This is a genomic window from Cobetia marina, from assembly GCF_001720485.1.
Taxonomy (GTDB): Bacteria; Pseudomonadota; Gammaproteobacteria; order Pseudomonadales; family Halomonadaceae; genus Cobetia; species Cobetia marina.
Genome location: NZ_CP017114.1, coordinates 1,455,954 through 1,474,263 on the forward strand (window position 1 = coordinate 1,455,954; position 18,310 = coordinate 1,474,263).

An 18,310-nucleotide genomic window follows, 5' to 3' on the forward strand; every position below is an offset into this window, starting at 1 on the left:
ATGCCAAGGATAGCCACATGCCGACATCAGATTCCCGGCCCGCCACGGTGGTGCTGGTCTCCAACTCGTCCTTCTTCCTCTACAACTTCCATCGCGGTGTCATCGAGGGCCTGCGCGACACGGGCTATCGCGTGGTGTGTCTCGCTCCTACCGATGCACACAGTGCGCGCCTGGTCGATGAGCTCAAGGTCGAGCATCGGCCGCTGGGGATGGAAGGCAAGGGCACGTCACTCGTGGGTGAGGGCAAGAGCCTGATGGCGCTGTTGATGACGCTGCTCAAGCTCAGGCCACGCTATGTCCTCAACTTCACCATCAAGGCCAATATCTACTCGGGGCTTGCCTGTCGCCTGCTCAACATCCCCTACACCAACAACGTCTCGGGACTGGGCACCGCCTTCCTCCACGACAGCTGGCTGTTCCGCCGGGTACGGGCGCTCTACGGCATCGCCAATCGCGGCGCACGCTGCGTGTTCTTCGAGAACCGGGATGACCAGGCGCTGTTCCTGCGCATGGGGCTGCAGAAGTCGACACCTTCCGTGGTGCTGCCCGGAGCGGGGATCGACCCTGAACGCTTCGCCTTCACCGAACAGCCCCAGAGCCCGCCGCTGACCTTCGTGATGGTCGCGCGGCTCATTGCCGACAAGGGCGTGCGGGAGTACGTGGCAGCGGCGGAACGCCTGCATGAGCGTTATCCCCAGGCACGCTTCTGGCTGATCGGGCCGTCGGGCATCAGCAACCGCACCGCGATCAGTGACGAGGAAATCGCCCAGTGGCGTGCGCGGGGCGTGCTGCATTATCTGGGGGAACAGCGTGATGTCAGGCCGTTCCTGGCCGAGTCCAACATCCTGGTGCTGCCGTCCTACCGAGAAGGCATGCCGCGTACGGTACTCGAAGCGGCCTCGATGGGACGTCCCGCCATCGTCAGCGACGTGCCCGGCTGTCGCAGCTCGGTGCTGCCGGGGGCCACTGGCTGGCTGTGCGAGGCCGGCAGCATCGACTCTCTCGAGCAGCACATGCAGGCCTGCCTGGAAATGCCCCGCGAGGCCCTGGAGGCGGCGGGGCTGGCCTCACGGGAGCGTATCGAGCGCGAGTTCGATCAGGCCATCGTGGTACGGGCCTATCTCGGGTGCATGCAGCACACCCTGGCGCCGGAAATCGGACGGGGGCGCGGTGCGATGTCACCGGCCTGAGCGGCGAAAGCATGACGGATTTGCTGCTATGCAGTGCGGCGAATATCGGAAACGGCGTGCGCGCGAGAGGCGCATAATGGACAGACCACGTTACCTGTCAGGCCGTCATCCTTCTGGTGCCTGCGCCGCCGTTACCTTCACGTCGTCATCGCCTTGTCGTTACCACGCCCACACGGCGCGAGCCTGCGGTGTCAGTCTGCCGAGTAGAGGGCAGCGCATGATGGCGATTGCGCCATTTGACTGTCCTGCCAGTTGCCATGCACGTAATGGAAGCATCTCGGGGTCGTGCCCGGGATATCTGAGAATACATGGAGTAGAGAGTCATCATGCGTGGATATCGTTTCTGCACCCAATGTGGCGGTGCCAGCGTGCACCGTATCAAGCGCCACTGGTGGCAGCGGCTGATCGGGCTGCCGCCTCGCTATCATTGCGAGGACTGTGGCGTGATTGACCAGGTCTCCGACAGGGAGCATCACCCAGCTCTGCATGAGGCGAAGCCGGGCGGTAGAGCCTCCTCCTGAGCGACGCATGATGTCTGGTGATACTGTGATCGTGGGCCGAGCTCGCGATTGTCAGGCGAGACAGCGCGATGGCCATGCGTGATCGACCCTCGCCAGAGCCCCTCGAACTGGCTTACGAGCTAGCCTTTCGAAATGGCTCACTCGATATCGTCCACTCGAAATAGCCCTTCAAAATAGACCCCGCCATCGACACTCGTCGGTGGCGGGTTTTTTCTGCGCCGGAGATTGTCATGTCTGGTGCACCGCGCCCCTGGCTGCGCCTGCCGGACACGGCTCTCCTGCGTGAATTTCCCTGCACGGAGCGCATGAGAAATGAAGATCCTGTTCATCGTCGGCAATCTTTCCAGTGACGGCGGTACGGAACGCGTGACCTGCGAGATCGCCAGTGGACTGGCACGCGCGGGACATGATGTCACCATCGCCAGCCTGTTCGGTCCCGCGACCACCTCCTTTCATCTCGATGACGCTGTCATGACCAGTGAGCTCAAGCTCAAGGAAGCGCGCGGTGGCGTGCGCCGCTTCATGGGCATCAGCTCGGGTCTGCTTGCCAAGGTGCGCCGCCATCAGGCGGATGCGGTGATTCTGGTGGACTCCATCCTGTTCGCCTTCTGTGCGTCATGGGCACCTTTCGTGCGTTCGCGACTGGTGTGCTGGGAGCACTTCAATCTCGGCACGCATCATGGCTCGCACCTGCGCACGGTGGGGCGCTCGACCGCGGTGCGTCTGGCAGATGCCATCGTGGTGCTGACCGAGCGGGACGCCACGGCGTGGCGTGCACGCTATGGCATCACCGACAAGGTGCAGGCGATCTGGAATCCGGTGCCGCGCATCCCCCAGGAGGATGCGCCGACTCAGGCATCGCGCACCGTGCTGGCCGTCGGCCGCCTCACCGAGCAGAAGGGATTTGATGTCCTGCTGGAGGCCTGGGCCAGGGTCGCCCGTCAACATCCGGACTGGCGACTGCGCATCGTCGGCTGGGGAGAGGATGAGAACGCCCTCAAGGCTCAGGCCTGGACGCTGGGACTGAGCGAGAGCGTGGTCTTCGTCGGTCGCACCTCCCGGGTGGAAGAGGAGTATCAGCGGGCGGCGCTGTTCGCGATGAGTTCGCGCTGGGAGGGATTGCCGATGACGTTGCTGGAGGCGCAGTCCTTCGGTCTTCCCGTGGTCTCCACCAACTGCGAGACCGGCCCGGCGGAGATCCTTCAGGGCGGCAGTGGCGTGCTGGTGGATGTGGAAGATGCTGCGGCACTGGCGCGTGAGCTCTGCCTGCTGATCGAGGACGCGCCGCGGCGCCAGCAGATGTCCCTGCTGGCGCGCGAGAACGCGGCACGCTTCGATGCCGACGTCCTGTGTGACGAGTGGCAGCAGCTGCTGGCGCGCATGCTGCCCGGGCAGCGGGTGCTGGACAAGGCATCCTGAGACTCGGCCTAGAATGCCTCGCGCAATATCAGAAACGTGCCGGGGAGCAGGGTGCCAGCCAGTCAGGTAAGCCTTCGGCTAAACACTCGCTGACAAGTCGCCCGGTCACGCCCGCCAGGGTCACGCCGATATGCTGGTGGCCATAGGCATGGATCACGCGCGGCTCGTTGGGTGACGGGCCGATCACCGGCACGGAGTCCGGCAGGGTGGGGCGAAAGCCCAGCCAGCGCCGGGCTACCGGGGCATCCAGTCCCAGCACCCTGCGCACTCGGGTTTCCAGATAATCGAAGCGGGCCGGGTTGGCGGGCCCCGCAAGCGAACTCAACTCCACGGTGCCTGCCACTCGCAGACGCGGCCCTTCGGCGCCTCGCAGAGGCGTCATGTAGAAGGCACTCTCCACCGGACAGGTCGGGCGGTTGAGCGGCGAGTGCTCGAGATCGAATTCGATGTGGTAGCCACGCTCGGTATCCAACGGAATCCTGTCGCCGATCTGGCGGGCGAGATGTGCCGACCAGGCCCCGGCTGCCAGTACCACGCGGTCCGCCATCAGCCGTCTGCCGTCGGCGTACTCCAGCAGCATGCCGGAGGCCTGAGAGCTCAGGCGGGTGACCTCGGCGGTGACGAGTCGGCCCTCCTCACGCAGCGGAGCGGCCAGGGTATCGATGAACACCTGCGGGTCATCCAGATGACAGGAAGAGGGGAACAGCACGCCGCCGGCGGTATGGCCTGCCATGGCGGGTTCCAGCGCGATCAGCTCGTCCGCTGTCAGTACCTGCTGCTGGATGCCGAGCTGGTCACGCAGCCGGATATCGCCCTGTGCGGCCTGCAGGTTCTCGGCCTTGCCGTAGGCATATAGACAGCCCTTGCGCTGAATCATCCCGGCCGCCGCCGGGGCAGCGTCCAGCAGCGGCTGATAGTCCTCGTAGGTGTGACTGAGCAGACGCGCCAGCATCTCGCTGTTGGCTCGAAAGCGCGTGGCGTTGCACTGACCCATGAAGCGCATCAACCACGGCGAGAGCCTCGGCAGGCACTTCCAGTCGATGACGAAGGGGGAGTCAGGTGACAGCAGCAGTGAGGGCATGCTGCGCCAGATCTCGGGGCGAGCGATGGGCAGGCAGCCATAATCCGCGAGGGTACTGGCATTGCCGAAGGAGGTGCCGCTGGCGATGCCCTCGCGCTCGATCATCGTCACCTCGTGGCCGCTGCGCCGCAGCCACAGGGCGCAGGCGACACCGACGGCGCCCGCGCCGACCACGGCCACTTCCGTGTGTTCGCTATCACTCATCGAATGCTCACCATGTTGTCTTGTCGTTGTTGTCGGGGTGCTTGCGCCGCAATGCATCGCTCCCCGGAGTCAGCCGGGGCGCAGAGTGTGACAACCCGAGCATGCCTCGCAGGGGAAATCTCGGCAAGGGCGTCCTGCGTCTCGGCAGCGTGTCCGCCAGGGCGATGGGCGCCAGGCGATGAGCGACTTGCGGTGAGCGGTTCAGGAGCCGTTCGGCTCCTCGAAGGGCAGCGGGATGTCATCGCCACGCCGCACGGCGAAGACATTCAGCGTCATCGCCACCAGAGCGTAGTAACCCAGTATGCCAACCAGTTCGACCACGACCGTCTCGCCGAACATCGCGACGGCCTCGGCATACAGCGCATCATCGATACGCCGCTCGGCGTAGAGCGCGCGGGTGAATCGGTGGATCAGCCGCTCATCATCGCGGTCGAACTCAGGCTCCCGCTCCTCGCGCAGTGCCGTGATGACATCCGGCGAGAGACCGGCCTGCTCGGCGATCGGCGCGTGGATCTGCCATTCCGCCTGGGACTTCCACCACACCGCCGTGGTGAGAATCGCCAGCTCGCTCAGGCGCAGCTCAAGGCCGGTAGCGTAGCGGCAGAAGGCGCCGAGTCGCTGGGCGTGATTGGCAAGCTCCGGACTGTGGACCCAGGCCAGAAACGGGCCATCGAGGTTGCCGCGCGGGCCGCTGAGAATCTCGGCGATCACCTCGCGTTGGGCTGCGCTCATGCTGGCCTCATCCAGTTCGGTCAGGCGCGATGTGATCGCCATGAAAGTCACTCCATTCAAATCCATTCAAAGATCGTGGGTAGGCAATGCGCCTGCAGCTGAGCCGTCACAGGCTGGCAAGGGTGGTGTCGATGGCACGCCCCAGCCTGTCGGTGATCTCGTCCAGATGTGAGTCTTCCAGCATGAACGGCGGCGCCAGCAGGATGTGATCGCCCTGGCGGCCATCCAGGGTGCCGCCCATCGGGTAGCACATCAGGCCTTCGGCCATGGCGGCCTTCTTGAGGCGTGCGTGCAGCTTGAGGGCAGGGTCGAAGGGGCGCTTGCTGTCGCGATCCGCCACCAGCTCAAGCCCCTGGAAGAGACCGCGACCGCGGATGTCGCCGATGTGAGGATGGTCCGCGAAGCGCTCGTTCAGGCGTGCCTGCAAGCCATTGCCCAGCCGCGTGACCTGCGCCAGCAGCTCGCGGGACTCGATGGCCTGCTGGACGGCCAGTGCCGCGGCACAGGCGGTGGCATGGCCGATGTAGGTATGGCCGTGCTGGAAGAAGCCGGAGCCATTGGCGATGGCGTCACGAATGCGCTGGCTGACCAGGGTCGCGCCGATCGGTTGATAGCCGGCGCCCAGCCCCTTGGCGATGGTGATCAGGTCCGCCGTGACACCTTCCTGCTCGGCGGCGAACAGGCTGCCGGTGCGTCCCATGCCGCACATCACCTCGTCGAGAATCAGCAGCACGCCGTAGCGGTCACAGACCTCGCGGATGCGCGTGAAGTAGCCCGGCACCGCCGTGACGGCCCCCAGGGTGGCACCCACGACGGGCTCTGCCACGAAGGCCATCACGTTCTCACCGCCCAGCCGCAGGATTTCCGCCTCAAGCTCGGCGGCGAGACGCACGCCCATCGCCTCGGGCGTCTCGTCGGGTTGCTGGTCCCGATAGGCGTAGCAGGGGCTGACGTGACTGACGTTGATCAACAGCGGCTCGAACTGCTGGCGGCGCCAGGCGTTGCCGCCAGTGGCCAGCGCGCCCAGCGTATTGCCGTGATAGCTCTGGCGCCGCGCGATCAGATGCTTGCGCTGGGGCTGGCCGATCTCGACGAAATACTGGCGGGCCAGCTTGAGTGCCGCCTCGACCGCTTCCGAGCCACCGGAGACGAAGTAGACGGACTCTAGCCCCTCGGGGGCGCGCTCGATGAGGAAGTCGGCCAGCTGCTCCATCGGCTCGCTGGTGAAGAACGAGGTATGCGCGTAGGCCAGTCGGCTGACCTGCTCCTTGATGGCCTGCGCCACTGCCTCGTCGCTGTGGCCCAGGCATGACACGGCAGCGCCACCGCTGGCATCCAGATAACGGCGACCCTCTCGGTCGACGATGTAGGGACCATCGCCCTGCACGGCGGTGGGGTAGTCCTGATGGAGATTGCGATGGAAGACGTGGCTCATGGGGGCTCCGTGGGGCGGGTGCGCGAAGGCGTAATGCAAATATGTAGTGCATTTGTCGTTTGTGCAATCAATAATTGCATACGGTCGTTTGTGCCTTCGGACTCGACCCGCCAGAGATGCTACCGTTGCCGCCATCTGTCCTGTCCCTTGCCAAGGAGGCATCCCATGCCCCCATCCTCCCGAGCCCCCGGGCCCGCATCCCCTGACTCGCCGCCGGAGACCCTGGAAGGGTTGAAGCAGCTGCTGGTGGCGATCGATCGTCGTGAGGTGGAGATCCGCCTCGGGGCGAGTTCCCGGCGTGTGCTGGCCGTGCTGATCGAGTCCCCGCAACGCACGGCGGTGTCTTCCATCAGCCAGCTGGCGGAGATGACCGGCGTGAATGCCTCGACCTTCTCGCGTCTGGCGCAGCGCCTGGGTTACGAGGGCTTCAGCCGGTTTCAGGCTGTCTTCCGTCAGGCCGTGACGGATGGCCAGCATTTCTACAGCGCCCAGGCGGCGCAACTCTCGTCACGTGATGCGGATAGCACCGCCATGGCGCAGCTGGCGCGGTTGGGGCGACAGGAAAGCGCCAATATTCTCGGCATGTTGGAGAGGGTGGACGCCGCGGCCTTCGAGGCCGCGACCACCTTGCTGGCAGAAGCCCCGCGCGTGCGCCTGCATGGCATGCGCCAGTTCAATTCCTTGGCACTGTTCATGGCCTATGGACTTGGCATGCTGCGCCCGGACGTGGCGCCGCTGGATGCCAGTCGTCAGGGCGTGGCGGATGCGCTGGCCCAGCTGGCGGCCGGCGACGTGCTGGTGGTGGCCAGCTGCTTCCCCTACACCCCAAGCGTGGTGGCCTGCGCCGAGGTCGCGGTGAAACGCGGAGTCGTGGTGATCGCGTTGACCGATTCGGCCAGCTCCCCGCTGGCGCCGCTGGCGCGCCACAGTTTCCATGTGCCCAATCACAGCCTCTTCTACAGCAACAGTATGAGCGCCTTCATGTTTCTCGCCGAAGGCCTGCTCAGCGAGGTGGCCAGCAAGCTGGGAGCGGCAGGCGTGGCCTCGCTCAAGCAGCGCGAGGCGATCATCACGGAGCTGGGAGGCGCACGTCGCTGATCTGGCGCCGATGCACTTGTCCCATCTCACGCGGCATGGCTGGGCGGGCGCTCCAATTGGCAGCATCTGTCTGCTCGCATCCGTTCGCGAATGACTGAAGGCGCGCCAATCTGGTGCGAGGGTGTCGCCGCAGTGATGTTCACTCTCGCCGTGCAGGCGTGTCAGTCATGAAGGCACGCCTTGCAGCGTAGGGTCTGCAGGCATGTGCAGGACCAAAGAGGGGCCTGAAGAAATTGGCGTGATTCCTGCAAAACGACTGAGATGAAATGACATCTGTCAGTGCAAGGAATCACCCATGAGTCGCGAATACCGTTACACCCTGGGCAGTCAGGTCCATCGCTTCGCCAGTCTGGCCGAGCTGATGGCCAAGGCGACCCCCGCCCGCTCCGGAGATCGCCTTGCTGGCGTGATCGCGGAAACCGCCGAGGAGCGAGTGATCGCTCAGCTGTGTCTGGCCGAATTGCCCCTCAAGACCTTCCTGAACGACGTGCTGATTCCCTACGAACAGGACGACATCACCCGCCTGATCATTGATGAGCATGATCCGGTAGCCTTCCTGCCGATCGCCCATCTCACCGTCGGCGACTTCCGCAACTGGCTGCTGAGTGATCTCGCGACGCCTGCGGTGCTGGCGCAGGTGCGTGCCGGCATCACCCCGGAAATGGCTGCGGCGGTCAGCAAGCTGATGCGCAATCAGGACCTGATTCTGGTCGCGAAGAAGTGTGAGGTGGTCACGGCCTTTCGCAATACCATCGGCAAGAGCGGCCATCTCTCCACGCGCCTGCAGCCCAACCATCCCACCGATGATGTCACCGGCATCGCTGCCAGCATTCTCGATGGCCTGCTCTACGGCAACGGCGACGCCGTGATCGGCATCAATCCGGCCACCGACAACGTGGCCCAGAGCATCAAGCTGATGCGTCTGATGGATGAAGTGATCCAGAAATACGAAATCCCCACCCAGTCCTGCGTGCTCACCCACGTCACCAACACCATTGAATGCATCGAGCAGGGCGCTCCGGTGGATCTTGTCTTCCAGTCCATCGGCGGCACCCAGGCCACCAACGAGAGCTTCGGCGTCGAGCTTTCCGTGCTGGCGGAGGCGCAGCAGGCCGCGCTGTCACTCAAGCGCGGCACGGTGGGCGACAACGTGATGTATTTCGAGACCGGCCAGGGCAGTGCGCTGTCCGCCGATGCCCATCACGGCCTGGACCAGCAGACCTGCGAGGCACGCGCCTATGCGGTGGCCCGCAAGTACTCGCCGTTGCTGGTGAACACCGTGGTCGGCTTCATCGGTCCCGAGTATCTGTTCAATGGCAAGGAGATCATCCGCGCGGGGCTTGAGGACCACTTCTGCGGCAAGCTGCTGGGCCTGCCGATGGGCTGCGACATCTGCTACACCAATCATGCCGATGCCGACCAGAACGACATGGATACCCTGCTGACGCTGCTCGGGGTGGCGGGCTGCAACTTCATCATGGGCATCCCCGGCTCCGATGACATCATGCTCAACTATCAGACCACCTCCTTCCACGATGCTCTCTATGCACGACGGGTGCTGGGCCTGGGCCCGGCGCCGGAATTCGCCGCCTGGCTCGAGGAGATGCAGATCTTCACCGATGTCGCCCAGCAGAAGCTGCCCGCTGACATGCCGTCCTGCTTTGCCGATTCCCTGCGTCAGGTATCCGGAGGTGATGCATGAGCCATGACTCTTCCCCCAGTGATGCGTCATCCACGGCTCGCGAGGGCCAGCAGGGAACGGCTGTCAGCGAATCGCCCGCCATCGTCACGCCCAATGCCTGGCAGTTGCTGGGACAGTTCACGGATGCGCGCATCGGCCTGGGCCGCGCCGGCATCAGCCTGCCGACCCAGCGCTCGCTGGAATTCCAGCTGGCGCATGCCCGCGCGCAGGACGCCGTCCATCTGCCGCTGGAGATTCCCCGACTGATCGAGGATCTCAATCAGCTACCTGCACTCGAGAACGCCCCTGACCTTCAGCGCCTGCACAGTCGCGCCGTGGATCGCACCACCTATCTGCAACGCCCCGACTATGGGCGACGTCTCGATGCGGCCTCGTGTGAGCAATTGTCCAGCCTCGCACCGGAGCCTGCGGATCTGGCCATCGTGATCGTCGATGGGCTGTCGTCTCTGGCGGTCCAGAACAACGCCGCGCCCTTCATCGCGGCATTGCTGGAAACGCTTGCCGAGGAGGGTCCGGATGCCTGGACGCTGTCACCCATCAGCGTGGTGGAGCAGGGACGGGTCGCGATCGGCGATGAAGTCGGTGAACTGCTCAGGGCGCGGGCGGTGCTGGTGATGGTCGGCGAGCGCCCCGGTCTCAGCTCACCGGACAGCCTCGGCCTCTATCTCACCTGGCAGCCGCGCGTCGGACTCAGTGATGCCAGTCGCAACTGCATCTCCAACGTGCGCCCGGCAGGGCTCGACTTCGCCATGGCCGCCCAGCGGCTGCATTACCTGCTGCGCGAGGCCCGCAAGCTCGGCCTCACCGGGGTGGGGCTCAAGGACAGAAGTGGTGACAACTCGCTGGAGAGCGGGGGCGGTATCCAGAACTTCCTGCTGTCCTGACGGGATGGCAGCGCATCAGCGGGAATCTCCCGATCCAACAATGACAATGCTTGACGGAATCAAGGCGGCACCATGACTCGCGACACGAATCACGACATGAATCACGACACCAACGAGCAGGACTATCTGGCCAGACGGCAGTTGAAGAAGGGCACGGCGGGCTGGATTCTGCTGGCGGGACTCGGGGTCTCCTATGTGATCTCCGGCGATTTCGCCGGCTGGAATTTCGGTATCGCGGAGGCGGGCTGGGGCGGCTTCGCGATCGCGGCGCTGCTGATGGGCATCATGTATCTGGCGCTGGTGCTGTCGCTGGCGGAAATGTCAGCGGCGATACCGGCCGCCGGCGGCGGTTACAGCTTCGCGCGTCAGGCCATGGGCCCGGCTGGCGGCTATCTCACGGGCCTTGCGGTATTGATCGAATATGCGCTGGCCCCCGCAGCCATCGTCATCTTCATCGGCAGCGCGGTGGAGTCGCTGCTGGGCATCAATGGCCCGATCATCTACGCCATCTTCTACCTGATATTCATCGGTATCCACCTGGCGGGGGTTGGCGAGGCGCTCAAGGTGATGATGGTGATCAGCGGCCTGGCGGTGTTCGCGATCATCGCCACCGCGGTCGCGCTGATCGGTGACTTCGACAGCAGTCGCCTGTTCGACATCGCGCCGACGGATGCCTGGGGCGCCAGCGATTTCATGCCCAATGGCTGGTATGGCATCTGGGCCGCGCTGCCCTTCGGCATGTGGCTGTTCCTGGCCGTGGAAGGGGTGCCGCTGGCGGCAGAGGAATCGCGCAACCCGGCCCGTGATGTCCCGCGTGGCATCATCGGCGCCATGCTGTTTCTGATGTTCACCGCCGTGCTCGTCGTCTTCCTGCTGGCCGGTGCCGCCGGTGCCGAGGCGATCGGCAGCAGTGCCGTGCCGCTGGTGGATGCGCTGAACGCGACCGGCAGCGAAGGGTTGGCGACGCTGGTCAACGTGCTGGCACTGGCCGGGCTGGTGGCCTCGTTCTTCTCGATCATCTACGGCTACAGCCGTCTGGTGTTCGCGCTGTCACGGGCCGGCTATCTGCCCAAGACGCTGTCGCTGACCAGCAAGCGCAAGGCGCCGACCTGGGCGCTGGTGGTGCCGGGCATCTTCGGTTTCCTGGTCTCGCTGACCGGTGAAGGCGATCTGATCCTGGGCATGGCGGTGGTGGGGGCGACCGTCTCCTACGCACTGATGGCCGCCAGCCACATCCTGCTGCGCCTGCGCCAGCCGCAGATGGCGCGCCCCTATCGCACGCCGGGTGGCATCGTGACCTCCTCCATCGCGCTGGTGCTGTCGCTGATCGCGCTGACCGGGGTCTATGCCTTTGACCCGCGCGCCTTCAACTACACTCTGGTGCTGTTCGTGGTGGGCATCGCCTACTATGCCATCTTCAGCCGCCATCAGCTGGTGGCGAAGACCGCCGAGGAAGAGTTCGCGCTGGTGGCCAGTGCCGAGAGTGATCTCGCGGCCAGCTGATTCGCTCAGACAGACCCTTTAGCAAAGACGACAACGCCCGCCATGGCTGACCATGGCGGGCGTTGTCGTCTCTAGTTGATGGGCAGGATCCGATCAGAAAGGATACTGCGCCAGAAATTGCTGCGCGGCGGCGGCGGGGTCCTCGGCACAACACAGCGCCGAGACCACGGCGAGGCCGTCAGTGCCGCTGCTCATGACGTCTCCCGCATTGGCCAGCGAGATACCGCCGATGGCCACCGTCGGCAGCGGGCTTGAGCGCACCAGCTGGGTGAGTCCTTCGATGCCCAGCGGTGCGGCGTGATCGGGCTTGGTCGCGGTGGCATAGACCGGGCCGAGGCCGAGGTAGTCGATGCGCTCGACATCGACGGCCTTGAGCTGCTCAAGCGTCTGGACCGACAGGCCGATCAAGGCATCCTCGCCCAGACGGCGACGCGCCTCGACCGGGTCGCCATCGCTCTGGCCGATGTGCAGGCCATCGGCGCCACTGGCCAGCGCGACCTCGATGCGGTCATTGATGATCAGCGGCACCTCGTACTCGTCCAGCAGCGCCTTGAGGCGGATGGCCTGGGCGATCATCTCCTCGTCGCTGGCGTGCTTGTCGCGCAGCTGCACGACACTGACGCCGCCGCGCACGGCGGCCATCACGGTGGCTTCCAGGCCGCGCTCGGCGCACAGCGCGGGGTCGGTGACCAGGTAAAGGGATAGATCAAGTGACATCGGTCAGCTCCAGACGAGAGGCAAGCAGGGTGGAATCGGCGTCGAGAGTATACAGGGCATCCAGGAAGCGTGGCACGAAGCTGCCCGGGCCCTCTACTGACTGGCCCGCCGTCTCACCGGCTTCGGCGTAGCAGGCCAGCGCGGCGGCGGTGGCCTGCAAGGTGTCGTCATGTCCGTCGAGTGAGGCGGCGAGGAAGGCGGCGACCACGCTGCTCAGTGCGCAGCCCATGGCGGTGACGCGGCCCATCAGCGCATGGCCGCCCTGAATCGTGATTTGCCGCTGGCCATCGGTGACGACATCGACGTGGCCGGTCATCGCCACCACGCAGTTCTGCGTGCGCGCCAGGGCGACCGCGGCCCGGCTGGCGCGCTCCAGCGCATCCTCACCGTCATCGCCGCTGTCCACGCCACGGCCCTGATTCATCTCGCCGGCCAGCGCCAGCACTTCGGAGGCATTGGCACGTATCACGCTGGGGCGATATTCCAGCAGCGCGCGGCACGCGTACTGGCGCAGGCTGGAGGCGCCGATGCCGACGGGGTCCAGCACCCAGGGTTTGCCATCGCGGTGGGCGCACATCGCCGCCAGCTGCATGGCCTCGATCCAGCTGGGCGACAGGGTGCCGATATTGATCGACAGCGCCGCACTGATGGCGGAGATCTCCTGGATCTCCTGCTGCGCATGCGCCATCAGCGGCGAGGCCCCGATGGCCAGCAGGGTATTGGCGGTCGGGGTCATGGCGACATGGTTGGTGATGTTGTGCACCAGCGGGGTGGTCTGACGCAGACGGCGCAACGCGTTGCCGGGGGAGTGGGATGGCGATGTCATCATGGAAGCTCGTGGTGAAAGACAGGGAAGACGCTGTGAGTCGAGGGTAAGAGCTTGCGCTGCAAGGTCAAGCGACGACCGTCGTGAGCGTGTGGCTGACCCGGTAGTCATCGAAAGTCGCGCAAAGGGTAATAAATAACATCATGGTTCTATAAACCTTGACGACAAGTCCATAAGATACAGGGTCTTACGGTCTTTTGTGTACGAGTCATCAGTCAAGGGTCATGCAGTGATACGCACAGGTCATCGCGGTAGCGTCAGCAATTCGAGCAGCAGTCACTCAAATATCGCTAGCAACAGCAGCACGAGTAGCATCAGCAAGAACACGCGCGGCCGGCAGCCCTCTGATGGCTCTCGGCTTGAGCGGATTGTCAGGCGGGTGGTGACGGCGCTGGCAGTCCCCGTGCTGTTGGGCGCTGCGGCCACCAGTCAGGCGAATGCGGTGATTGCCAGCTGGAATCTGAAGCATGCCGGCTGGAACAACGGCAAGCATCTCGAGCAGGTCGCGGCGGTGGCCAGCCACATGGATCTGATCGGCCTGCAGGAGGTGATGAAGGAGGAGGTCGTCAGCGAGCTCGAGCAGCAGCTGGAGGCCCTGACCGGCGACGAGTGGGACAGCCTGGTCAGTCATGCGGTGGGGCGCAGCACCTATACCGAGCGCTACGCCTATCTGTATCGCGACAAGACGATCGCCTATCAGGGCGGGGCTACCGTCTATCTCGATCCCGAGGATGTGTTCTCGCGCGAGCCGCTGCTCGCCACCTTCGTCGAGAAGGACACTGGGCGGGCCTTCAGCGCCGCCAACGTGCACATCGTCTATGGCGACAGCAAGGCGGATCGCTCGCCGGAAATCCGCGCGCTGGCGGATATCTATGACCTGATGAAGGAAATCTCGCCCGGCACTCCGGCGATCATCATGGGCGACTTCAACATGGCACCGACCGAGCCTGCGTGGGGAGATCTGCGTACCCTCGGCCTGCGCCCGTTGATCACCGAGGGTGCGACGACGCTCTCCAAGACCGATGGCCGCTATGCCTCGCTCTACGACAACATCTGGTATGTGCCGAGCGAATGGCCCAAGGCCAATGGCGATGTGTTCCGCTTCCCGGACTATCTGGGCATCAGTCATGAGACAGCGCGTGCCGATGTCTCGGACCACGCCCCGATCTATCTGTCGGTGACCGGCGAGACACTGGCGTTGCTACCGCTGGAGGGTGGCCAGCCGCAGGCAGCCGGGGCAGAGGTCGCCTCCCGCAGGGCGTCAAAGACCTCCAGCTCGGCGAGTCAGACCTGCATCGACCTCAACACCGCCAACGCCGACCAGCTGGATCAGCTGCCCAATATCGGGCCGGCGCGTGCCGCAGACATCATCCGTCAGCGTCCGTGGAGTTCCAGTGGTCAACTGACCCGCATCAGTGGCATCGGCCAGGGCACGCTCAGCGAGATCGTCGCCAGTGGGCTACTGTGCAGCTGAGCTTTTTTCAGAACTGGCCTGTTCCGAACTGATCAGGCCTGAGCCTGAAGGGGCATCGGCCCCGGTCACACGAAAATGACGAAGCCAGCCATCACGCAATCCAGGTGATGGCTGGCTTCGTCGTATTGAGGCTGGTGGCAGTTTCCCCGGTGCCGCCTGAGGTCAGCTCAGATACTTCTCGAACCAGGCAAGGGTTCTGTCCCAGGCGAGCTTGGCGGCCTGTTCGTCATAGCGTGGGGTCGAGTCGTTGTGGAATCCGTGGTGGGTGCCGGGGTAGAGGTAGGCCTCGTAGGTCTTGTCGTGTTCCTTCAGCGCGGCTTCATAGGCGGGCCAGCCAGCGTTGACGCGCTCGTCATGCTCGGCGTAATGCAAGAGCAGCGGCGCCTGGATGGCGGCGACTTCCTCGGCGCGTGGCTGGCGGCCATAGAACGGCACGGCGCAGGCCAGTTCCGGATAGGCGACGGCGGCTGCATTGGAGACGCCCCCGCCGTAGCAGAAGCCGGTGATGCCGATCTTGCCGGTGGTGCGATTCTCGGCCATCAGGTAATCGATGGCGGCAAAGAAGTCGTTCATCAGCTTTTCCGGGTCTACCTGTGCCTGCAGCTCCTTGCCTCTGGGGTCGTTGCCGGGATAGCCGCCCACCGAACTGAGGCCATCCGGCGCCAGCGCGACATAGCCGGCCTTGGCCACACGCCGCGCGACATCCTCGATATAGGGGTTCAGGCCGCGGTTCTCGTGCACCACCACCACGCCGGGCAACGGCCCGCTGGCATTGGCCGGTGTCACTCGATAGGCGCGCACCTCGCCGTGGCCTTCGGGAGAGGGGTAGGTGATGTACTCGGCCACGATGTCGGGGTCGGTGAACTCGACCTGTGAGGCCAGCGCGTAGTTCGGGCTTAGGCTGGCCAGTATCGAGGTGGCCGTCATGCCCGCGACGGCAAAGGCTGCCGCGCGATCCAGAAACTGGCGGCGGGTGATCTGGCCATGCACATAGCCGTCATACAGCTCCAGCAACTCGGGGGCAAAATCCTTTGCGGTCAGGCGGGTCATGTCAGACTCCTGTGATCAAGGGAATTCTGAACATAGCAACCCTGAGGTGACGCCACCATGTCAGCGCGAGTCTTTTTGTCGGATAGGCGAAGGGAGGCTGAATTCGGCATTCTTCCTGTACTACGCTCACCAGAGCGGTGGCCAATCGCTTGAGGCAAGCGGCGGGTGAGCGGTGAGCCGCCTAAGAAGCGTGCTCAAGACGTCTGACGTGGAGGCCAGCATGACAGAGGCGGAGTATCAGAGATTGCGCTGGAGAAGCATCGCGCTCACCAATGCCCAGTTGGTGTCGGCCGGTCTGGCGGTGGTGAATCTGTTTCGCGGCGATTTCGCCTCGGTGGTGGTGCTCGTCGGGGTCTGCTGGGTGCTTGGCTGGTTCAAGCCCCGCTGGGATGTCTAGCGTCGATGGCGGGCCTATCGCGCCAGTTGCGGATGGATATTCATGAAAGTGGAACTTATTGTATGGAAAAGTGATGTTTGATGGCGGATGATGGCGGAGCAGGCCGAGAGATTGCTCTGACTTGCCTTCATTTCCGTGCCATCGCCATGGCGCGCTGCACGACGTTTCTCAAGGAGGCCACATGTCCAGGACACGCATGGTGACCCAGTTCGGTATGGGCACTTCCATTCGCAGCCAGAACTACACCGAGGCGGCGGCCCGCGGGATTCGTGATGCCCTGTGGCACAACTCCCTGAATGTGGCGGATGCCTTCGGCTTTCCCAAGGAGGCGATGCTGATCGAGGTCGAGATCGGCGTGCAGCAGCCCGACAAGGTCGACAGTGACGCCCTGCTGGGGATCTTTCCCTATGGCCAGCCCAGCGTGAAGGTGGTCAAGGGCGGGTTAGACGTGGCCAAGCCGGATGGTAGCGGGGTGAGCGTGATCGCCAATGTCGCCCTCATCGTGTCGTTTGACATGCTGGCGAGCGGTACCGACATGCCGGAGCGCCCTCAGGCTTCGCGACAGACCCGCCATCCGTCAGGAGGTCAGGCATGAGCGAGCAGCGCATCATTCTCGAGATGGGCACCGGCAATGATCTCTACGGAGAGGACTACACCAAGGCCGCCTGCCGCGCAGTGCAGGATGCCCTGCATCATTCCTCCATCGTGCTGTTTCAGTCCCTGGGCATCGACCATCGTCAGATGCGTGTCGAGGTCACCATCGGCGTACAGACACCGGAGGCCGTGGATGTGGATGCCGTGACACGCGAGTTGCCACGCGGGCGCGCCGAGGTCACGGTGGTGCACGGTGGGCTGAATGTGCATGATGAGGCCAATGGCCAGACCCATGTCATCGCCTCGGCCGCCATCGCGGCAATGCTGGAGATCGAGCACGACGACTGGCAGCTGTGCTCGCCATCGTCTGGATAGTCCGGAGTGTCCAGGCAGGCCGTCTTGTCTTGCCGGCTGGCCGGCCATCGCGTCCGGGAGCGAGTCCCTTGGATCAGGAGGCGTCCCGAGTGGTGACGTGAGTGATCACCGACATGCCGATGCGCACCTTGTCGAAGTCGGGTTGATCGGGGTCAAACGCGATCTTGACCGGCATGCGCTGGGTGATCTTGGTGAAGTTGCCGGTGGCGTTCTCGCTGGCCACTGCCGAGAAGGCGTTGCTGGAGGCCGGTGCGATGCTCTCGACATGACCGTGGAAGGTCTTGCCCGGCAGGCTGTCCAGCGTCATCTCTACCGGCTGGCCCGGCGCCATCTCGGCCATCTGGGTCTCGAGATAGTTGGCGACCACGTAGGCTTCCTTGTGTGGCACGATGGCCAGCAGCGAGGAGCCCGGCTGCACGTACGCACCGACACGCAATGAGCGCTGGGTGACGATGCCATCCTTGGGGGCGCGGATGGTGGTGTAATCGACGTTCAGCGCTGCCTGCTCAAGCGTGGCGCGCGAGCGCTCGACCTCGGCGCGGGCCTCGACGCGTTGAGCCTGCAGGACACCGATCTGTTTCTCGGCCGAGCGCTGAGCGGCCTGATACTGCACGAGTCGTGCCTCCCAGATGCCCTGTTCCTCATCGGCCTTTTCCTTGTCCTGCTGGGAGGCGGCATTGGTCATGCGCAGGCTGCGATAGCGTTTGGCATCATTGCGTGCGTAACGCAGTGACGCCTCGGTCGCCTTCACTTCGGCGAGGGCTTGCTGCACCACCGCGCGCTGACGTTCGATGTTGGCGTCCAGATCTCCTACCGCCGCCTGACTGGCGGCGAGATCCGCCTGGGCGGAATGCAGGGAGGCCTGGTAATCACGGTCGTCCAGCGTGGCCAGTATCTGCCCCTCGTGAACCACCTGGTTGTCTTCCACCCGTACCGTGTCGATCTGGCCGGCCACCCGTGGGGTGACCATCACGCTATCGGCACGCACGTAGGCGTTGTTGGTGGCCTCGCGGCCATCGTGACCCTTCCAGTAGAGCGCTGCATAGAGAATCAGCAGCAGCAGGGCCAGTCCGCTCAGCAGCAGAGTCGTGCGTGTCTTGTTCATGGC

Annotated in this window: 18 protein-coding genes; 11 read left to right on the forward strand and 7 right to left on the reverse strand. The window is 64.4% G+C overall.

Annotated features, from left to right (window positions below; translation table 11 throughout):
• Positions 1-17: 17 nt before the first annotated feature.
• The 3 genes from BFX80_RS06255 to BFX80_RS06265 all read left to right on the forward strand — a co-directional run bounded on the left by BFX80_RS06255 (position 18) and on the right by BFX80_RS06265 (position 3,130).
• The gene (locus BFX80_RS06255) at positions 18-1,190 is read left to right on the forward strand and encodes a glycosyltransferase family 4 protein (RefSeq protein ID WP_084208247.1); all 1,173 of its coding nucleotides are present in this window, start codon (positions 18-20) and stop codon (positions 1,188-1,190) included.
• A gap of 326 nt (positions 1,191-1,516) precedes the next feature.
• Positions 1,517-1,711, forward strand: a complete 195-nt coding sequence (locus BFX80_RS17960) for a hypothetical protein (protein WP_141392035.1) — start codon at positions 1,517-1,519, stop codon at positions 1,709-1,711.
• A gap of 312 nt (positions 1,712-2,023) precedes the next feature.
• Complete coding sequence (locus BFX80_RS06265; protein ID WP_084208248.1) at positions 2,024-3,130, forward strand: glycosyltransferase family 4 protein; 1,107 nt, start codon at positions 2,024-2,026, stop codon at positions 3,128-3,130.
• Positions 3,131-3,158: 28 nt separating this feature from the next.
• Here the strand turns inward: BFX80_RS06265 and BFX80_RS06270 are convergent, their stop codons facing one another.
• The 3 genes from BFX80_RS06270 to BFX80_RS06280 form a co-directional block, all read right to left on the reverse strand.
• Entirely contained in the window at positions 3,159-4,415 is a 1,257-nt protein-coding gene (locus BFX80_RS06270) for an NAD(P)/FAD-dependent oxidoreductase (RefSeq protein WP_127734872.1), read from the reverse strand.
• Positions 4,416-4,616: 201 nt separating this feature from the next.
• Positions 4,617-5,189 carry a carboxymuconolactone decarboxylase family protein gene (locus BFX80_RS06275; protein WP_084208250.1) on the reverse strand — a complete coding sequence of 191 codons (573 nt, stop codon included), beginning with the start codon at positions 5,187-5,189 and terminating at the stop codon, positions 4,617-4,619.
• A gap of 64 nt (positions 5,190-5,253) precedes the next feature.
• A complete protein-coding gene (locus BFX80_RS06280; RefSeq protein ID WP_084208251.1) occupies positions 5,254-6,582 on the reverse strand; it encodes an aspartate aminotransferase family protein in 1,329 nt (442 codons plus the stop codon).
• A 165-nt stretch (positions 6,583-6,747) separates the two neighbouring features.
• Between BFX80_RS06280 and BFX80_RS06285 the strand changes: the two genes are divergently transcribed.
• The 4 genes from BFX80_RS06285 to eat all read left to right on the forward strand — a co-directional run bounded on the left by BFX80_RS06285 (position 6,748) and on the right by eat (position 11,769).
• On the forward strand, positions 6,748-7,680 hold the full coding sequence (locus BFX80_RS06285) for a MurR/RpiR family transcriptional regulator (RefSeq protein ID WP_084208252.1): 933 nt from the start codon (positions 6,748-6,750) through the stop codon (positions 7,678-7,680).
• Between the two features lie 295 nt (positions 7,681-7,975).
• Positions 7,976-9,382 carry an ethanolamine ammonia-lyase subunit EutB gene (locus tag BFX80_RS06290; protein WP_084208253.1) on the forward strand — a complete coding sequence of 469 codons (1,407 nt, stop codon included), beginning with the start codon at positions 7,976-7,978 and terminating at the stop codon, positions 9,380-9,382.
• Positions 9,379-10,266: an ethanolamine ammonia-lyase subunit EutC gene (gene eutC / locus BFX80_RS06295; RefSeq protein ID WP_084208254.1), complete on the forward strand. Its 888-nt coding sequence runs from the start codon at positions 9,379-9,381 to the stop codon at positions 10,264-10,266. Before BFX80_RS06290 ends, eutC begins: the two co-directional genes overlap by 4 nt.
• A gap of 72 nt (positions 10,267-10,338) precedes the next feature.
• Positions 10,339-11,769 carry an ethanolamine permease gene (gene eat / locus BFX80_RS06300; RefSeq protein ID WP_240499686.1) on the forward strand — a complete coding sequence of 477 codons (1,431 nt, stop codon included), beginning with the start codon at positions 10,339-10,341 and terminating at the stop codon, positions 11,767-11,769.
• 93 nt (positions 11,770-11,862) lie between these two features.
• On the opposite strand, the gene thiE is transcribed toward eat, so the two are convergent.
• Positions 11,863-12,486: a thiamine phosphate synthase gene (gene thiE / locus BFX80_RS06305; protein ID WP_084208256.1), complete on the reverse strand. Its 624-nt coding sequence runs from the start codon at positions 12,484-12,486 to the stop codon at positions 11,863-11,865.
• On the reverse strand, positions 12,476-13,315 hold the full coding sequence (gene thiM, locus BFX80_RS06310; RefSeq protein ID WP_338079151.1) for a hydroxyethylthiazole kinase: 840 nt from the start codon (positions 13,313-13,315) through the stop codon (positions 12,476-12,478). The genes thiE and thiM overlap by 11 nt, the downstream gene beginning before the upstream one ends.
• A gap of 400 nt (positions 13,316-13,715) precedes the next feature.
• On the opposite strand from thiM, the gene BFX80_RS06315 reads away from it, so the two are divergent.
• Positions 13,716-14,786, forward strand: a complete 1,071-nt coding sequence (locus BFX80_RS06315) for an endonuclease/exonuclease/phosphatase family protein (RefSeq protein WP_240499687.1) — start codon at positions 13,716-13,718, stop codon at positions 14,784-14,786.
• A 162-nt stretch (positions 14,787-14,948) separates the two neighbouring features.
• On the opposite strand, the gene yghX is transcribed toward BFX80_RS06315, so the two are convergent.
• The gene (gene yghX, locus BFX80_RS06320) at positions 14,949-15,836 is read right to left on the reverse strand and encodes a YghX family hydrolase (RefSeq protein ID WP_084208257.1); all 888 of its coding nucleotides are present in this window, start codon (positions 15,834-15,836) and stop codon (positions 14,949-14,951) included.
• Positions 15,837-16,056: 220 nt separating this feature from the next.
• Between yghX and BFX80_RS06325 the strand changes: the two genes are divergently transcribed.
• The 3 genes from BFX80_RS06325 to BFX80_RS06335 all read left to right on the forward strand — a co-directional run bounded on the left by BFX80_RS06325 (position 16,057) and on the right by BFX80_RS06335 (position 17,202).
• A complete protein-coding gene (locus BFX80_RS06325; RefSeq protein ID WP_157109441.1) occupies positions 16,057-16,233 on the forward strand; it encodes a hypothetical protein in 177 nt (58 codons plus the stop codon).
• A 181-nt stretch (positions 16,234-16,414) separates the two neighbouring features.
• Entirely contained in the window at positions 16,415-16,828 is a 414-nt protein-coding gene (locus tag BFX80_RS06330) for a Lin0512 family protein (RefSeq protein WP_084208258.1), read from the forward strand.
• The gene (locus tag BFX80_RS06335; RefSeq protein ID WP_084208259.1) at positions 16,825-17,202 is read left to right on the forward strand and encodes a Lin0512 family protein; all 378 of its coding nucleotides are present in this window, start codon (positions 16,825-16,827) and stop codon (positions 17,200-17,202) included. Before BFX80_RS06330 ends, BFX80_RS06335 begins: the two co-directional genes overlap by 4 nt.
• Before the next feature lie 73 nt (positions 17,203-17,275).
• Here BFX80_RS06335 and BFX80_RS06340 read toward each other — a convergent pair whose 3' ends face one another.
• Complete coding sequence (locus BFX80_RS06340) at positions 17,276-18,307, reverse strand: HlyD family secretion protein (RefSeq protein ID WP_084208260.1); 1,032 nt, start codon at positions 18,305-18,307, stop codon at positions 17,276-17,278.
• Between the last annotated feature and the right edge of the window lie 3 nt (positions 18,308-18,310).

What these genes read in the sequence shown, in the direction of transcription:
- BFX80_RS06280 (WP_084208251.1), bottom strand. Translation starts at nt 6,582, where the DNA reads ATGAGCCACGTCTTCCATCGCAATCTCCATCAGGACTACCCCACCGCC.
- BFX80_RS06325 (WP_157109441.1), top strand. Translation starts at nt 16,057, where the DNA reads ATGACAGAGGCGGAGTATCAGAGATTGCGCTGGAGAAGCATCGCGCTC.
- BFX80_RS06270 (WP_127734872.1), bottom strand. Translation starts at nt 4,415, where the DNA reads ATGAGTGATAGCGAACACACGGAAGTGGCCGTGGTCGGCGCGGGCGCC.
- BFX80_RS06340 (WP_084208260.1), bottom strand. Translation starts at nt 18,307, where the DNA reads ATGAACAAGACACGCACGACTCTGCTGCTGAGCGGACTGGCCCTGCTG.
- eutC (WP_084208254.1), top strand. Translation starts at nt 9,379, where the DNA reads ATGAGCCATGACTCTTCCCCCAGTGATGCGTCATCCACGGCTCGCGAG.
- BFX80_RS06265 (WP_084208248.1), top strand. Translation starts at nt 2,024, where the DNA reads ATGAAGATCCTGTTCATCGTCGGCAATCTTTCCAGTGACGGCGGTACG.
- eat (WP_240499686.1), top strand. Translation starts at nt 10,339, where the DNA reads ATGACTCGCGACACGAATCACGACATGAATCACGACACCAACGAGCAG.
- thiE (WP_084208256.1), bottom strand. Translation starts at nt 12,486, where the DNA reads ATGTCACTTGATCTATCCCTTTACCTGGTCACCGACCCCGCGCTGTGC.
- thiM (WP_338079151.1), bottom strand. Translation starts at nt 13,315, where the DNA reads ATGATGACATCGCCATCCCACTCCCCCGGCAACGCGTTGCGCCGTCTG.
- BFX80_RS06275 (WP_084208250.1), bottom strand. Translation starts at nt 5,189, where the DNA reads ATGGCGATCACATCGCGCCTGACCGAACTGGATGAGGCCAGCATGAGC.
- BFX80_RS06290 (WP_084208253.1), top strand. Translation starts at nt 7,976, where the DNA reads ATGAGTCGCGAATACCGTTACACCCTGGGCAGTCAGGTCCATCGCTTC.
- BFX80_RS06335 (WP_084208259.1), top strand. Translation starts at nt 16,825, where the DNA reads ATGAGCGAGCAGCGCATCATTCTCGAGATGGGCACCGGCAATGATCTC.
- BFX80_RS06330 (WP_084208258.1), top strand. Translation starts at nt 16,415, where the DNA reads ATGTCCAGGACACGCATGGTGACCCAGTTCGGTATGGGCACTTCCATT.
- BFX80_RS06255 (WP_084208247.1), top strand. Translation starts at nt 18, where the DNA reads ATGCCGACATCAGATTCCCGGCCCGCCACGGTGGTGCTGGTCTCCAAC.
- BFX80_RS06285 (WP_084208252.1), top strand. Translation starts at nt 6,748, where the DNA reads ATGCCCCCATCCTCCCGAGCCCCCGGGCCCGCATCCCCTGACTCGCCG.
- yghX (WP_084208257.1), bottom strand. Translation starts at nt 15,836, where the DNA reads ATGACCCGCCTGACCGCAAAGGATTTTGCCCCCGAGTTGCTGGAGCTG.
- BFX80_RS17960 (WP_141392035.1), top strand. Translation starts at nt 1,517, where the DNA reads ATGCGTGGATATCGTTTCTGCACCCAATGTGGCGGTGCCAGCGTGCAC.